12 protein-coding genes are annotated in these 15844 nt (G+C 68.7%); 2 read left to right on the forward strand and 10 right to left on the reverse strand.

What is annotated here, in order from left to right; all coding sequences use genetic code 11:
- Window positions 1–57: 57 nt before the first annotated feature.
- The 7 genes from ACZ48X_RS14350 to glnA all read right to left on the reverse strand — a co-directional run bounded on the left by ACZ48X_RS14350 (window position 58) and on the right by glnA (window position 9437).
- On the reverse strand, window positions 58–1470 hold the full coding sequence (locus tag ACZ48X_RS14350; protein ID WP_336349057.1) for a dihydrolipoyl dehydrogenase family protein: 1413 nt from the start codon (window positions 1468–1470) through the stop codon (window positions 58–60).
- A 147-nt stretch (window positions 1471–1617) separates the two neighbouring features.
- Complete coding sequence (locus ACZ48X_RS14355) at window positions 1618–2829, reverse strand: hypothetical protein (protein WP_336349056.1); 1212 nt, start codon at window positions 2827–2829, stop codon at window positions 1618–1620.
- Window positions 2830–3105: 276 nt separating this feature from the next.
- Window positions 3106–4068, reverse strand: a complete 963-nt coding sequence (gene kdgK1, locus ACZ48X_RS14360; protein ID WP_336349055.1) for a bifunctional 2-dehydro-3-deoxygluconokinase/2-dehydro-3-deoxygalactonokinase — start codon at window positions 4066–4068, stop codon at window positions 3106–3108.
- A gap of 142 nt (window positions 4069–4210) precedes the next feature.
- On the reverse strand, window positions 4211–5248 hold the full coding sequence (gene rtcA / locus ACZ48X_RS14365) for an RNA 3'-terminal phosphate cyclase (RefSeq protein WP_336349054.1): 1038 nt from the start codon (window positions 5246–5248) through the stop codon (window positions 4211–4213).
- A gap of 3 nt (window positions 5249–5251) precedes the next feature.
- Window positions 5252–7546 (reverse strand): DNA mismatch repair endonuclease MutL, encoded by a 2295-nt coding sequence (mutL, locus tag ACZ48X_RS14370; protein WP_336349053.1) that lies wholly within the window; start codon window positions 7544–7546, stop codon window positions 5252–5254.
- Between the two features lie 51 nt (window positions 7547–7597).
- Window positions 7598–7933, reverse strand: coding sequence for a hypothetical protein (locus tag ACZ48X_RS14375; RefSeq protein WP_336349052.1), 336 nt, complete (start codon window positions 7931–7933; stop codon window positions 7598–7600).
- A gap of 151 nt (window positions 7934–8084) precedes the next feature.
- Window positions 8085–9437 (reverse strand): type I glutamate--ammonia ligase, encoded by a 1353-nt coding sequence (gene glnA / locus ACZ48X_RS14380; RefSeq protein ID WP_336349051.1) that lies wholly within the window; start codon window positions 9435–9437, stop codon window positions 8085–8087.
- A gap of 125 nt (window positions 9438–9562) precedes the next feature.
- Between glnA and lrp the strand changes: the two genes are divergently transcribed.
- The gene (lrp, locus tag ACZ48X_RS14385) at window positions 9563–10024 is read left to right on the forward strand and encodes an HTH-type transcriptional regulator Lrp (RefSeq protein WP_336349050.1); all 462 of its coding nucleotides are present in this window, start codon (window positions 9563–9565) and stop codon (window positions 10022–10024) included.
- Between the two features lie 160 nt (window positions 10025–10184).
- On the opposite strand, the gene ACZ48X_RS14390 is transcribed toward lrp, so the two are convergent.
- The 3 genes from ACZ48X_RS14390 to thsB form a co-directional block, all read right to left on the reverse strand.
- The gene (locus ACZ48X_RS14390) at window positions 10185–11120 is read right to left on the reverse strand and encodes a hypothetical protein (RefSeq protein WP_336349049.1); all 936 of its coding nucleotides are present in this window, start codon (window positions 11118–11120) and stop codon (window positions 10185–10187) included.
- Entirely contained in the window at window positions 11117–11530 is a 414-nt protein-coding gene (locus tag ACZ48X_RS14395; RefSeq protein WP_336349048.1) for a hypothetical protein, read from the reverse strand. Before ACZ48X_RS14395 ends, ACZ48X_RS14390 begins: the two co-directional genes overlap by 4 nt.
- A 229-nt stretch (window positions 11531–11759) precedes the next feature.
- Entirely contained in the window at window positions 11760–13427 is a 1668-nt protein-coding gene (gene thsB / locus ACZ48X_RS14400) for a thermosome subunit beta (protein ID WP_379761787.1), read from the reverse strand.
- Between the two features lie 427 nt (window positions 13428–13854).
- Here thsB and ACZ48X_RS14405 point away from each other — a divergent pair, with 427 nt between their 5' ends.
- A complete protein-coding gene (locus tag ACZ48X_RS14405) occupies window positions 13855–15801 on the forward strand; it encodes an alkaline phosphatase D family protein (RefSeq protein ID WP_336349047.1) in 1947 nt (648 codons plus the stop codon).
- Window positions 15802–15844 lie beyond the last annotated feature (43 nt).

The raw sequence follows: 15844 nt of genomic DNA on the forward strand, positions 1-15844 counted from the left end.
AGCACGGTGCCAGACGCACCTTTAGGGCTGTTTCAGTCTGTCATCGTTCAGCCCCCGTCATTCGCCGACGGCGTCGCTCGCGTCCCGGACGAGGCCGTCGAGTATCTCGGGCGTCGTCGGGTGGTACGCGCGGTCCGGTATCTCGCGGACGTCCAGCCCCATCTCGACGGCGAGCTGCATCGTCTTCGCCATGACGTCGGCGTGATAGTGCAGGCCCTGGTAGCCGAGAACGGTGCCGTCGTCGGCGTCGACGACGAGGCTCGCGCGACCCTCGGGGACGTCCTTCGTCTTGAACACGCCGTCGTCGCTCGCCTCCCGCGTGACGTGGACGACGTCGCGGTCGGCTTCCTCGGCGCTCGCCTCGGAGTGCCCGACTCGCGCGTAGGGATACACGCCGAGTGCGGAGAAGACGACGTGATGGTGGACGTTCTCGTACGGTTCGATGGCGTCGTGGTCGCCGCGAGCGTGCGCGAGGAGGTTCTCGGCCGCCTGGAATCCCTGTTCTTTCGCGACGTGGAGGATGGGTTCCTTCCCGTTGACGTCGCCGACGACGAACACGCGGTCGTCGTCGGTGGCCTGCATCGTGTCCCGCACCCAGTCGCGGCCGGGGTCGAGACGCGTGTGTTCGAGGCCGAGGCCGTCGACGTTCGGGCGGCGGCCCGTGAACAGGAACAGCTCCTCGGCCTCGACGACGTCCGGGTCGCCGTTCTCGTCGGAGACGTGGAGGCGGACGCCGCCGTCCTCGGTCGGTTCGACGCGGTCCTCGTACGTGTGCTGGCGGATATCGACGTCCCACTCGTCCTCGTAGACCTCGAGGAGGTCGTCGCCGAACGCCGGGTCGGCCTCGTCGAGCGGGCGCGCGTCGTGCTCGATGACCGTGAGGTCGGTGCCGCCGGCTTCGACGATATACGGCACCATCTCGAGGCCGACGTACCCGAACCCCATGACGATCCCCGAATCCGGGAGCGAGCGCGCGTCGAGGACGTCCCTGCTCCCCATGTAGTCGACGTCGTCCATGCCGGGAAGGTCGGGGACGTTCAGCGCGGAGCCCGTGGCGACGACGACGTAGTCAGGTTCGATCCGTTCGTCGGCGACTTCGAGGACGCGGTCGTCGACGAACCGCGCGGTCTCGTGGTGGAACGTCACGTCGTCGCGCTCGGCGAGGTCGTGGATCGCGCCGCGGCGGTGTTCGGCGAACCCGAGGACGTGGTCGTCCTTCGTGTCGACGACCGCGTCCAGGTCCACGTCGGGGAGGTCGCCCTCGAGTCGGTGGTCGTGGCGCGCCTGGAACCGGTGTGCGCCCGCGGAGATGACCTCCTTCGACGGCATGCAGCCGCGGAGGATGCAGAGCCCACCGCCGGGTTCGCCGTCGTCGACGAGCGTCAACTCCACCCCTGGTTCGTCCGCGAGCGCGCCGGCGACGGCGGCGCCCGCACTCCCGTACGCGCCCACGATAGCGACGTGTGTCATGGCGGGCACTCGGGCAGCGAGCGTGATAGGCGTTCGCCTGCCGTGTGCCGAACGTGGAGAATCGCCTGCCGTGTACCGAACGTCCTCGAGAAATCGCGCGGGTGACTGCGAACGACGCGGCGTCGACTCGCTATCGAGACGTGGTGGTTACTCGCGGACGCGGAGTGCGACGAAGCTCGCCGCGACGAGCGCGCCGAGCGCGGCCGTCACGCCGAACCCGGGCATCCCGCTCCCGGCGTCGCCGTCATCGGTGCCGTCGTCGCCGTCGCTCCCGTCGTCGCTATCGCTGCCGTCGTCGTTCGTCGTCTCCGACCCCGAGATGGACGCGGAGCGCTCCGAGAAGTGGTCGAACGCGACGAGGACCGTCGCCTGGCCCTCGGCCTGCGCGCTCGCGTCCTGGACGACGCGGTACTTCGCCTCGTCACCGCCGTTCGCGGCCGCACGGAGCGCGCTGTAGCTCTCGGCCTTCGCCGCGGCGTCGCCGTCGACGGTCACGTCGAGCGAGTCCGTCGCGCCGACCGCGGCCTCGGAGACGTGCGTCACGACGACCTTCCCCTGGCTCTTCGAGCGCTCGACCGTCACGTTGACCGTGTGCTCGGCCTCGGCACTGGTCTCGACGGTCGTCCCCTCGCCGTACGTGACGGTGTCCTCGACGGTCTCGCCGCCTTCCTCCATCACGTACACCTCGGCGGTCGCGGTACCGTTCGCGATCATGCGCTCGACCTGCTTGTCGTCCTCGCTCCGTTCCTCGCCGGACGAACGGAAGACGAGCTGGGCGTCGGAGCCGAGGTTCGCGGTGACGTTCCCTTCCTCGTTGACGGTGACGTTCCCGTCGCCGACGACGATGAACGTGCTCGTGTTCCCGTCGTCGGTCTCGACGACGACGCGATCGTCGGCCGTCGCTTCGGCGTCGGCGTCGGCGCCGACGTTCGCGTGGACGTACTGGCCGCCGTCACCGCTCTTCACGACGAACGTCCCGTCCGCGTTGTCGTGCGTCACGATTTCGGCTGCGCCCTCGGTCCGAACGGTCGCTTCCGTCTTCGAGGACGCACCCATCTCGAGGCCGAGGCCGTCGAGTTCGACGACGGTCCCGAGGCCGACGCTCCCGCTCGCGTCGGTCCGCTCCTCGTAGTCGGACTCGGATTCGACCGCCACCGAGTCGACCATCGTCTCGCCGTCGACGGTGTAGTTCACGACCGCGTCGCCCTGGACGTCGTAGGAGACGTGCGTCCCGGCGTAGGCCTTCGCGTCCGCCGTGTTCGTCGCGTCTGTGCTGCTCGTCGTCAGCGCCGCGGCCGCGGGCGTCGCTATCGTAGCGACGACGACGAGCGCGGCCAGTAGCGTCGACTTTGCTTTCATACGCAGTTCGTGGATATTCCGGGTACCCGCAATATCCATACGTCCTAAGTGAATTGGAAATCACGGGATACGGGCGTGAAACAGTAACAAACTCGCTATCGGTTCACGCGCTCTCGAACACGACCACAGGCAACTTGCTCGCTAGCCCACCGACTCCAGACCCCAGTCGACCCGCGACCAGCCGAACCCGCGTCGGGTCGACCCTTCGACCGACCGACTCAGCCCCGGGCCCGCCCTTCGACAGGCCGACCCTGCGACATCCCTGGAGGAAGGCGACTACCGGGAGATGTCGGCGTTCCCTTCGTTCACGACCGCGTCGACCTCGGGTTTCGTGACGGTCGCGACGTCGCCCGGTATCGTCCGCTTGAGGGCGGCGGTCGCGGCCGCGTACTTCAGCGCCTTCTGGATGTCGGCGCCAGACAGGCGCTGTGCGAGGAACGCGCCAGCGAACGCGTCACCGGTCCCGACGGCGTCCACGGTATCCGTCTCGAACGCCGGTTGCTCGTGGATGACGTTGTCGTTCCACGCGAGCGCGCCCTGGTCGCCCCGGGTCACGACGACCGTCTTGAAGTCGAACTCGCTCGCGAGGTGATGCGCGAGCTGGGTCGCGTCGCCCTCGTAGTTCAGGATGGCCTTCGCGTCCTTCAGCGCGATGATGAGGACGTCCACGACCTGGAAGAACTGCGTCACCGTCTTCCTGGCCTCCTCGGGCGACCAGAGCTTCGAGCGGTAGTTCACGTCGAACGCCGTCATCGTCCCCGCCTGCTGGGCGGCGTCCAGCAAGGTCGCCGCGGTCTCCCGCAACTGCGGGCTGAGCGCGGGCGTGATACCGGTCGTGTAGAACGCCTGCGCGTTCCGGATGCGGTCCACGTCCAGTTCCTCGGGCGTCGCCGTCGTCACCGCGGCGTCCTCGCGGTCGTACACGACGTTCGACCCGCGCGGGCGGCCCGCGGACTCCAGGTAGTACGTGCCCTGGCGGACGTCGTCGTCGTCCGTCCACACGACGTCCGTGTTGATGCCGTACTGTCGGAGGCCGCCGTCGACGCGATGCCCGAGGGCGGTGTTCGGGAGCTTCGACATCCACGTCGTCACCGCGCCGAGGCGTTCCGCCGCGATCGCGGTGTTCGATTCCGCGCCGGCGGCGCGCACCTCGAACTCGCGAGCGGTCTCCAGTCGTTCGTCGTTCGGTGGCGAGAGCCGGAGCATCGTCTCGCCGAACGTCACGAGGTCGTCGCTCATCGAACCACCCCAGGGGAGCGTACGCCAGTCATGTCCCTACCAATGGAAGGCACCGGTATAAGTCTCCCCCGCGACGCAAGCGTTCCACTGGCCGACAGCGGCGAGCGGGCTGGGGCGAACCCACCAACCGTTCCGCGTCGGGTCAGTCGCCGACGAGGACGCCGTCCTCGACGTGGACGTCGTAGCCGAACTCGCGAGCGACCGCGCAGTTCGTCCGCACGTGGTCGGTGACGGTCGCGGGCCGGACGCGACCGTCGGCGAGCGCGAGCGCGAGCACGAGCTGGTCCGCGGCGTACGCGTCCACGACGGGCGGTCGGGGAGGCCCACCTGCGTCCGGGCTCGTTCGCGCTTGCTCGCGGAACGCGATGGCGTCCGCGGCGGCTCGCTCGCCGACGACCTCGGCCGGCGTTCCGGGTTCGCCGAGCGCGCTGAAGCCGGCGGTCGTCGTCTCGTAGTCGAGGACGACGAGCACGCTCGCGCCGGTACTCGGCGCGGTGACGGTTCGGGCGGTCGACGCGTTCACGTCGACGTTCGCCGTCTCGAGGTCGTCGACCGCGGCGGCGACGAGCCGGTCGGCGACGTCGGCGTCCGCGAGGTCGCTGGACGCCACCGCTTCGACGCGCGCCCCTCGGAACGCGCCGCGGTCGTCGAACGCGACGCGCTCGCGGTCGCTCGGCGCCACGTGCAGCGTCGCCTCGCCTCCTCCTTCGGGGTAGAACCCGCGCCGGGGGACGTCGACGGTCGCCTCCCAGCCGGCGTGCGCGGCGAGGGGCAGGCGGACGTGCCGGTAGTAGTCGACGGTCGGCGACCACGCGACGTCCGTGCCGCCGGTCACCGACAGCTCGATGGGGTCGTCGACGACGACGCCGAGTGGCAGGACGGTCTCGAACACGAGCGTCGCCGCGCCCGCGGTCTCGACGTCCACCGATACCTCGCCGCCCGTTGGGTCGCCGGGGTCGAACGCGACCGTGTCGCTCCCGAGTTCGGCGCCGTCGACGTCGGCGTCGCACACGTCGGCGGCCGCCTCCACGCACGCGAGATGCTGGTGCTTCAATCCCGGGTTCGGGCGGTCACCGCGGACGTCCTCGACGGTGACGGCCTCGCCCGTGATGGCCGCGAGCGAGAGCGCGGACCGCAGAATCTGCCCGCCGCCCGCGCTCCCGTCTATCTCGACCGTCATCGGTCAGAGCTCCCGGCGGCCGCCGTGCCCGGGGTAGTCGCGCTCGAAGCGGTCCTCGACCTCGTCGTGGTCGAACCGAACGACCGTCGGCCGGCCGTGCGGGCACGCGAACGGGTTCTCGCAGTCGTCGAGCGCCTCGAGCAGTTCGACGACCGACCCCTCGGTGAGGCTCGTGTTCGCGGTGACGGAGGGATAGCACGCGAGGTCGGCGACGAACGCGTCCGCGAGCGCGTCCACGGTCGCGGCGCCGTCGTCGTCGCTCGCGACGAACCCGGAGAGGACGTCGCGGACGTCCCCCGGGTCGAGCGTCTCGTCGAACACCGCGGGCACCGTCGTCACCGTCACCTCGCGCGCGCCGGCCGACCCGCTCTCGTCGGTCGCGCCGTCGGTTCGTTCCGCGTGGAACCCGAGCGTTGCGAGCGCCTCGCGGTACGCGGGGAACGCCTCGGCCTCGCCCGCGGTCAACTCCAGGGTCACGGGTTCGGCGAGCGCTTGCGCGGTCGCGTCCGCCTCGAACGCCGCCCGCAACCGCTCGTAGTTCACGCGCTCGTCCGCCGCGTGCTGGTCGACGAGCACGAGCCCGTCCTCCGTTTCGGCGACCAGGTACGTGTCGCGGTACTGGCCGAGGACGCGCATCGACGGCAACCGGTCGTACTCGCCCTCGGGCGTCGCCGCCTCGCCCGTCAACGTCCGCTGCTCGGCCGCGCCACCGAACCGCCCGTCGTCGCCACCGTCGGGTCCCTCGGCGCGTCCGATTCGCTCCCGACTGCTCGTGCGATGCTCGCCCGCGGCCGGCGACGAGGATTCGCTCTCGCTCGGCGACGAGGACTCGGCGTCGACGCGCTCGCTCGACCGCGTAGAGCCACCGGCCGGCCCGGCGGTCGAACTCGACGACTCGGACCGCGTCGACCCGGTCGCGGTCGCGTCCGCCGTCGACGACGGGGCGCTCGCAGCCTCCGCACTCGCGTCGCGCGCCGACCGGTCCCGCGTCGTCTCGTCGTCCACCGGCGTCGACGCGTCGGGTGCGACCCCGACACGCTCGCCCTCGTCGCTATCGTCGCCGTCCTCCGGGTCGTCGCGAGCGGTCGTGTCGCCGCCGGTATCCGTGTCGTCGCCAGCGTCCGTGTCGTCGCGGTCGACCGAATCGCGGGCGCTCTCGGCGTCGAGCACGTCAGCGTCGTCGACGCCGCCGGCGTCGCCGTCGTCGTCGAGGTCGCTCGCGGTCGTCGGTTCGACCGCCGCCTCCGGTCGCTTCGAGCGGCCGCGCGGCGCCGAGGAGCGGACGAGGCCAGCGTCCAGCAAGGTCTCCTCGACCGCCGCGCGCACCTGTCGCTTCATCGCCGCCTCGTCCGCGAACCGGACCTCCATCTTCCGCGGGTGCACGTTCACGTCCACGTCGCCCGCGGGCACGTCGAGGAAGAGCGCGGTGAACGGGTACCGGTCGGCGTCAAGTTGCCCGCCGTACGCCTCGATGACCGCCTCGCGGACCGCGCTCGCCGAGACCGCGCGCCCGTTCACGAACACCGAGACGTACTCGCGCGCGCTCCGGTTCGTCTCCGGGTCCGACACGAGCCCGTGGACGTCGTCGAGCGGCCCCTCCGGGACGTCGACGTCGTCGACCGCGTGCATCGCCTCCGCGACCTCCCGACCGTACACCGCCATCACGGTCGCCAGCCGGTCGCCGCGGCCGGGCGTCGCGAACACCTCGCGGCCGTCGTGCTCGAGCGACACCGCGACGTCCGGGTTCGCGAGCGCGTACGACCGAACCACGCGGTTCACGTGCGCGAACTCCGTCGGCGTCGTCTTCAGGTACTTCTCGCGAGCCGGCGTGTTGTAGAAGAGGTCCTCGACGTCGATCGTCGTCCCCGCCGGACACCCGACCTCGCTCACGGACTCGACCTCGCCGCCCGCGTACACGAGTTCCGTCCCCGTCTCGGCGTCGTGCGGCCGCGTCCGGATGGTCATCCGCGACACCGCGCCGATGGTGTGGAGGGCCTCGCCGCGGAACCCCAGCGTCGACACGCCCGCCTCGAGGTCGTCGACGTCCCGTATCTTGCTCGTCGTGTGCTCGCGGACCGACGCGCGGACGTCCACCTCCGTCATCCCGTGGCCGTCGTCGCGCACCGTCACCCCGCCGGTCCCGCCGTCCTCGACGGCGACCGCGACGCGAGACGCCCCAGCGTCCAGCGCGTTCTCGACGAGCTCCTTCACGACCGACGCCGGGCGCTCGACGACCTCCCCGGCCGCGATGCGCTCGACGGTCCTCGCGTCGAGCTCGCGGATGTCCGTCCCTGTCATGTCCGGGTCGACGGGCGGCGGCGTCAAACGCGTGACGGTCGGCCGGCCTGGTTACCGACCGTGGTCGTCGAGGAGCGTGCGAGCGATGCGGTCGCGGTCCGCCAGTGCGCCGTCGATAGCGCCAGCCGGGAACGGGCCGGCGCCGAGCGCACCCAGGCGTTCGGTGCGCGCCGCCCAGACCGAAGAAAGCGCCACCGTACTCCCTGGTTCGACGCCCGGCAGGTACTCCGCCGGCATCGAGATGGCGCCGTCCTCGACGACGTGCAGCGTCCGCAGGCCGTCGTAGGCGCTGCGCGCCTCGGCGTCGAGGTCGCTCGGCCAGAACCGCGGAACGAGCACGACCCGTTCACCGTCCCGTTCGACCCTGAACGTCGCCTCCGTGTCCATACGTCACGCTAGCCGCTCAGCGTGCTAAACGTTGACGAACGACGTGCCGTCGGCGATTCCCCGTCCTCGCACCGCTGGCCGCACTCGCGAGCACGCTCCTCTAACCGGTCGTCGTCGACGCGAAAAAAGCGAACCGTGACCGCGAGTCGCCTCAGAACGTCTCGAGGTAGCGGTCCTTCTCCCACTCGGAGACGGAGACGCGGTAATCGTTGAACTCCGAGCGCTTCGCCTCCAGGAACTTCTCCGTGACGTGCTCGCCGAGCGCATCCTGGACGACTTCGTCCGCTTCGAGCGCGTCGAGCGCCTCGCCGAGGTTCGTCGGGAGCGTGTCGATCCCGTACTCCTCGCGCTTGGCCTCGTCGAACTCGTAGATGTTCTCGCGGACCGGGTCGTCGCACTCCATGCCCTGCTCGATACCGTCGAGACCGGCGTGGATGAGCGCCGCGAACGCGAGGTACGGGTTACACGACGGGTCGGGGAAGCGCGCCTCGATACGCGATGCGGCGGGGACGCGCGCCGCCGGCTTCCGGATGAGCGCGGAGCGGTTCCGGTCGGACCACGCCACGTACACCGGCGCCTCGTAGCCCGGCACCAGGCGCTTGTAGGAGTTCACGGTCGGGTTCGCGACCGCCGCGATCGCGGGTGCGTGCTCGAGGATACCCGCCGTGAACTGCTTGGCGGTCTCGCTCAGGTTGAACTCGTCGTCGTCGTCGTGGAACGCGTTCTCGCCGTCCTGGAACAGCGAGAAGTGCGTGTGCATCCCGCTGCCGTTGATGCGCGCGATCGGCTTCGGCATGAACGTCGCGTGCAGGTCGTGCTCGGCCGCGATGGCGCGGACGACGGACCGGAACGTCGCGACGTTGTCAGCCGTGGACAGCGCGTCGTCGTACGTGAAGTTGATCTCGTGCTGGCCCTGCGCGACCTCGTGGTGGCTCGCCTCGATCTCGAACCCCATGGATTCGAGGCCGAAGATGATGTCCCGACGGACGTCCTGCGCGAGGTCCTTCGGTGCGAGGTCGAAGTACCCGCCGGCGTCGTTCGTCTTCGTCGTCGCACGTCCCTCCTCGTCCTCCTCGAACAGGAAGAACTCCGGCTCCGGCGCGGCGTTCACCGTGTACCCGAGGTCGTCCGCGCGCTCGATCGCGTGCTTCAGGACGCCGCGCGGGTCGCCCGAGAACGGCTCGCCCGTGGACGTGTCGATGACGTCGCAGATGAGGCGCGCGGCGCCACCGTCCTCCTTGGAGCGCCACGGCAGCACGGCGAACGTCTCCGGGTCGGGGTCCAGACGCATGTCGGACTCCTGAATGCGGACGAAGCCGTTGATCGAGGACCCGTCGAAGTAGATGCCCTCCGTGAACGCCTTCTCCGCTTGGCGTGCCGGGACGGACACGTTCTTGACGGTCCCCAGGATGTCCGTGAACTGCAGACGCAGGAAGTCGATGTTCTCTTCGTCGATGGTCTCCAGCACCGCTTCCTCCTTCTCGGAGAGGTTGCCGCTTGTCATCTTATGCTCGCTTCGACAAACTACTTCCAGTACAAAAACCTTAGTGCTGTAAGCAAACTTTCGCCCAACTCGCACCGATTGTACGTTCGTAAAGTTCTAAACCCTCCGGGGCGCACGTTGGGGTAATGACCTACGAAAATCTCGACGCGAAGCTAGTGAATGCACTTCTCGGCGATGGCCGCGCGAGCCTCCGATCGCTCGCCGAGGACCTCGACGTCTCGGTGACCACGGTCTCGAACCACCTCAGCGACCTCGAAGACCAGGGCGTCATCCGCGGGTACACGCCCATCGTCGACTACGACGAACTCGGGTACGACGTCACCGCGTTCATCCAACTCAAGGTCGAGGGGAGCGCGCTCCCGGACATCACGGAGCGCCTGAAGGGCCACAAGCAGATGACCTCGGTCTACGAGGTCACCGGCGACTACGACGTCGTCGCCATCGGGAAGTTCACCGACACCGACGGCATGAACGCCCAGATCAAGGAACTCCTCACCGACCCCGACATCAACGAGTCGAACACGAGCGTCGTCCTCAACACCGTCAACGAGAACGAACAGTTCACGCTCGACATCGAAGAAGAGTAACCGCCCGCACGAGCGTACGGCACCCGCCAGGGTGACGTTTCTGGGGTGGTTGCTCGCACGAGCAGACGCCGGCCCCGAGCCGGCGTTTCTCGTTGGAATCGCCCCACGAGCAGACGGCGACCGCGAGGTCGGTGTGTCGTCGTTCGGTCCGTTCGCGGGGTCAGTAGTAGAAGAAGTCCCGCCAGAGTTCCTTGAGCGTCGGTGACCCGACACCCTCGGGTCGTTCGACGTCGACCGTCCCGTACTCGCTGAACTCGGTGACGACGACGTAGTGCCGTGTTCGTTCGACGTCCTCGTACTCGCCGTCGGCGCGCTCGACGGTGACCTCGTACGTCGCGACGCGATGCTCGACCATCCGCGTCACGCGCCCCGACTCCTTGTCGACGACGACGCGGATGGAACTCCCCTCGTGGACGTCGCGTGCGTAGAACATCTGTCGCGTCTCGTAGTACTCCTCGTGGGCGTCGATACCGAGGACGACCGTCGACGCGTTCTCGCTGACGACCGACCAGTCCGCCTCGCTCGCACCCTCGAGGAAGACGTTCCCGCCGTATGCGAACTCCCACACGTTATCGGGCGACGACGCCGAGAACGCACCTCTGCGGAACGGCGGCCTCGGGTTTTCGAACTCGCGGGAACCGAGCGAGCCTCCTTCCGGATGATTGGCGCCAATCTCGACGCGGCCGTCTGTGACGTAGTACTTCCCAGGCAGGACGGCGAGTGGGAACCAGTACGGGGTGTACGACCGCTCCCATCGTTTCGCGTACGACCCCGTCCAGACGCGTTGCGCGAAGAACTGGCGGTCCGTGTAATCGTAGCGGTACTCGTACGCGAAGACGGGGCGTCTTTCGCTCCCGTTCACCGCGGAGACGCGTGTGACGACGCGATGGTCGACGTGCTGGAACGCCTCGTTCGCGGTCGCGATCATCTCACCGGGCTGGGCGTCCGGCGAGATGCGGTGCTCGGCGGGCGGTCCGTGGACGTCAGCGATGCGGACGTACCCGACGACGCTCCCGGTGACGAGGAGGACGCCGACGTACGCCGCGACGAGCGTCCGCCAGCGGACGTCCGCGTCGACGAGCCACCGCCAGTTCATGCGTCGTCACTCGTCGCCTCGGCGTCGAGTTCGCCGAATACATTCTTCATTCCCCCGCCAGGTCCGACCCACCAGACGTAGGCGTCCGGGGCGCTCCACTCGACTTCGAGAACGTCACCGGGCTCGACCGGGAACGACCGTTCCGCCGTCCCGTCTCGGGCGACCCATACCACGTCCGAACCCCCTTCGCCGCTCACTACCAATCGCACAGTGTTCGACGGCGTCAACGGTGTTCCCATGTCGACCACGCACCGGAGCGTCCCCCCTGCCGTGTCGTACGAGACGTCGACGTGCATCTGCGGTCCGGTCGCGAGGTTCGTCGTCGGTGCCGCGCGGTCGCGAGGGAACGCCGCACAGCCACCGAGCGCGCTCGCGCCGAGCGCGGCCAACACCCCTCGTCGCGTTGCCATACCACGGAATCGACACGGATGCTACAAAAGGCTACTCGCTCGACGCAGCCGCGGCTGTCGAGTACGGTGCGCGAAAGAAGGAATCCGCGTGTTCTGAGTCAGTGCGGCTCCGGCCGGGTCGATGGGGGCTGTGCGGCGAATGTGCCCTGGTCTCGTCTCGCGGGCTACGCCCGCTCGACAACGAGGCAGTTTGCCGCTCACCCGATGGGTTCGCGTTTGCCTGCCTCGCTTACATCGCGCCGCCCATGCCACCCATGCCGCCCATGCCGCCCATGCCGCCGCCAGCGCCGCCTTCGTCGTCGCCCTTGTCCGTCGACAGGTCGCCGGCGGAGATGATGTCGTCGATTTTGAGGACGAGGTTCGCGGCCTCGGTGGCAGACGTCAGCGCCTGCTCCTTCGCGTGCGCGGGCTCGACGACGCCGGACTCGAACGTGTCCTCGACGTCGCCGCTGAAGACGTTCAGGCCGGCGCGGTGCTGGCCGTTCTCGTGTGCTGCGCGGAGCTCGACGAGCGTGTCGATGCTGTCGAGACCGGCGTTCTCGGCGAGGACGCGCGGGATGAGTTCGAGCGCGTCCGCGAACGCTTCCACGGCGAGCTGCTCGCGGCCCTCGACGGAGTCGGCGTAATCGCGGAGGCGGTTCGCGACCTCGACCTCGATTGCGCCACCGCCGGCGACGACGCGGCCGTCGCGGACGGTCGACGCGACGACGTCGAGCGCGTCGGTGACGCCGCGCTCGAGTTCGTCGACGACGTGCTCCGTGGAGCCGCGGAGGAGGAGCGTCACGCCGTGTGCGTTCTCGTCGCCCGTGACGTAGAACATGTCGTCGGCGTCGTCGCGGTCGACGTCGGCGTGCCCGATGTCGGCCGGGTCGACGTCGTCGAGGTCGCTGACGACCGCACCGTCGACGATCTCGGAGAGGAACTCCATGTCGGACTTCTTCACGCGACGGACGGCGAGGATGCCTTCCTTCGCGAGGTAGTGCTGGGCCATGTCGTCGATGCCCTTCTGGCAGAAGACGACGTCCGCGCCCGTGTCGATGATCTGCTCGACCTTCTGCTTGAGCTGGGCTTCCTCCTGCTCGATGAACTGCTGGAGCTGGCTCGGGTCCGTGACGTTGACCTCGGTGTCGACGTTCGCCTCCTCGACCTCGACGGCCTCGTTGAGGAGGAGGACGTCCGCGTCACCGACGCTCTTGGGCATGTCGTCGTGAACGGGGTCCTTGTCGATGACCGCGCCCTTCAGGAGGTCGCTCTCGCTCGCGGAGCGACCCGTCTGCGTCTCGATCTTCAGGAAGTCCATGTCGACGAGAGTCTCGTCGCCCTCGGTGTCGACGGCGACCTGCTGGATGGCCTCGACGATGAGCTGGCCGAGGTGCTCCTTGTCGAGCTCGGCGCCCTTGCCGGTCATCGAGGTCTCGGCGACCTTCTGGAGGAGTGCCTCGTCGTCGGGTTCGACGTGCTCGGCGATGTCGTCGACCTCCTCGCGGGCCTGCTGGCTCGCGAGGTGGAAGCCCTTGATGATGGCCGTCGGGTGGATGTCCTGCTCGAGGAGGTCCTGCGCGTTCTTGAGGAGTTCGCCCGCAACCGCGACGGCGGTCGTGGTGCCGTCACCGGCCTCGTCCTCCTGGGTCTCGGCGACCTCGATGATCATCTCGGCCGTCGGGTTGTCGATGTCCATCTCCTTGAGGATGGTGACGCCGTCGTTCGTGATGGTGACGTCGCCCATCGAGTCGACGAGCATCTTGTCCATCCCTTTCGGGCCGAGTGTGGAGCGGACGGCCTCCGCGACGGCGCGAGCCGCGGAGATGTTGTACTCCTGCGCGTCCTTGTCCTTGACGCGCTGGGATTCGTCCGACATTACGATCATGGGCTGGCCTTGGGCCATTCGCTGACTCATAGTCACTCGCATCTATGATTGTGATTCGTAATAAAGGTTGAACATACGCAAATTGTCAGCTATTCTGGCTGGCTGTGGGCCTTCGGCGAAAACGCAGTACAGTGGCGCGACTACGGTGGTTGTGTGACGTGTGTTACCAAGCTCCGCAACGCGTGTTCCTCGGCAAAGGGCCGTCCTTTAAGTACTATCTTCGGGCGTCGAGACGACCGGCAACCAGCCCTCGAACACCGACCATCGCGCGGGCGCCGACCGTCGCGCGTGTAACGACCACCTGACAGGGCTTCGCGTCCGGGACACCATCGGAAGCGGGCCCGCGGTGCCGTCTCCCGCTACGGTCGGCTTTCCAGTGGACAGTCGGCCCTTGTCGACGACCACGCGCGGACAAACCGGTCGATAACTATCTCGCTGGCATGCTACCTGTGTCGCGATGGACCGAGGTTCTGGCAGCGGCGACGAGGAACCCACCGCGGAACCGACGAACACGGAGCCGAGGAACCAGGAAACGACGACCCGGGAGACGACGAACGGAGCGGCACAGACAGATGAGTCGGAGACCGGGACAGATGGATCGGTGACCAGGACCGATGAGTCGGTGCCCTGCGAGTCCGAGGGTGGTGTGGGCGGGTCGACCACTGGTGGTGTGGGCGGGTCGACCACTGGTGATGGTGGTCGCCGTCGGTTCCTCCGGTCGGTCGCCGCCGCGACCGTCGGCGGTGGGCTCTTGGCAATCCTCGGCGACCGCGACATCGTCCAGCCGGTCGCCGCGGCCGACCTCGACGCTCGCGACCCGACCGTCGTCGACGTGAACGCGGACGCGGACCCCGACGCGGTGTTCCCGCAGTCAGTGATGAGTGGCGGCCCGACGTCGTCCGGCGCCATCGTCTGGACGCGCCTCTCCCCGTCGGCCGCCGCACACAACGGCATGCTCGTCTGCCAGGTCGCGACCGACCCCGACTTCTCGGATATCGTCGTCTCCACCATCGTGCCCGACGCTCGGTTCTCGGCGCGCCACGACCACGTCGTCCAGGTCGACCTCGACGGCGAACTCGACGCGGACTCGTTCTACCACTACCGGTTCGTGTACGACGGCACGGCGACCCGCACCGGCCGGTTGCGGACGCTCCCGGAACCGGACGCGAGCCCCGACTCGCTGCGCGTCGCCGTCGTCTCGTGTCAGGACTACCAGAACGGCTACTACGGCGCGTTCCATCACGTCGCCGAGGAGGACGTCGACTTCCTCCTGCATCTCGGTGACTTCATCTACGAATCCGCGAACGGCCAGTACACCACGCCCGGCCGGCGCGTCCCCGAGGACAGGCGACTCTCGCTGCCGAGCGGCAAGCCGCTCGCGGAGTCCCTCGACGACTTCCGGTACCTCTACAACCGGTACAAGCGCGACCGGTTCCTCCAGGAAGCGCTCGAACGGCACACGCTCGTCGCGGGCTGGGACGACCACGAGATCGGGAACAACCGCTACTGGGACTACGCCGCCGACGCCCCCGTTCTCCCCGAGAAACGCAGGGGGCGCGACCCCGAGTTCGCGATACAGCTCACGGCGAACGGCATCCAGGCGTGGGTCGAGCACATGCCGATGCGTGTCGACTACGACCCCGAAGCCGAGCACCTCCAGAACCAACTCCAGCTCTGGCGGCGCGTCCAGTTCGGCGACCTCGTCGACCTCGCGGTCACCGACGAGCGCCTGTTCAGGAACGGCCCGCCGTGCCCCGACGGCGAGGTCGTGACGTGCTTCAGCGAGGACGAGCGCGGGCGGACGATGCTCGGCACCGACCAGAAGCGCTGGTGGAAGACGTGGACCGCGAAAAGCGACGCGCGCTGGACCGTGTGGTTGAACGAGGTGCTGACGATGCCGCTCACGCAGGGAACGGGCTGGAATCAGGTGGAGTTCCTGCACGACGCCTGGGACGGCTTCCAGCACGAACGCCACCAGCTCATGCGGCACCTCCGGCGACGCGGCCCGCGGAACTTCGTGACGCTCACGGGCGACCTGCACTGCGCGATGGCGGGCATCCAGCACGCGCACTACGGCGAGTTCGGTCGCGGCGACCGCGGACCACGCGTCGGCGTCGAACTCCTCGCACCGGCGGTCTCCAGCGTGAACGCCGCGGACGTCCTCACGTATCCCGCGTGGCTCGACGAGCGCGACGTCGACGACCTCGCGCTCGAGGAGAACCCGCACCTGGAGTTCGTCGACTGGCACGAGCACGGGTACGCGGTCGTCGAGTTCACGCGCGACGAGGCGCGCTACACCGCGTACGGCGTCGACATCGACGAGAACAGCGCCGACGCCGACCGACGGACGCTCGCCGAGTACGTCGTCCCCGACGGCCGACCGCGACTCCAACGGCGCGAGTGACCGACTGCGACGCCACCGGCGCGAGTAGCCGGCGGCGAGTCGC

The organism is Halorubellus litoreus, assembly GCF_055378595.1.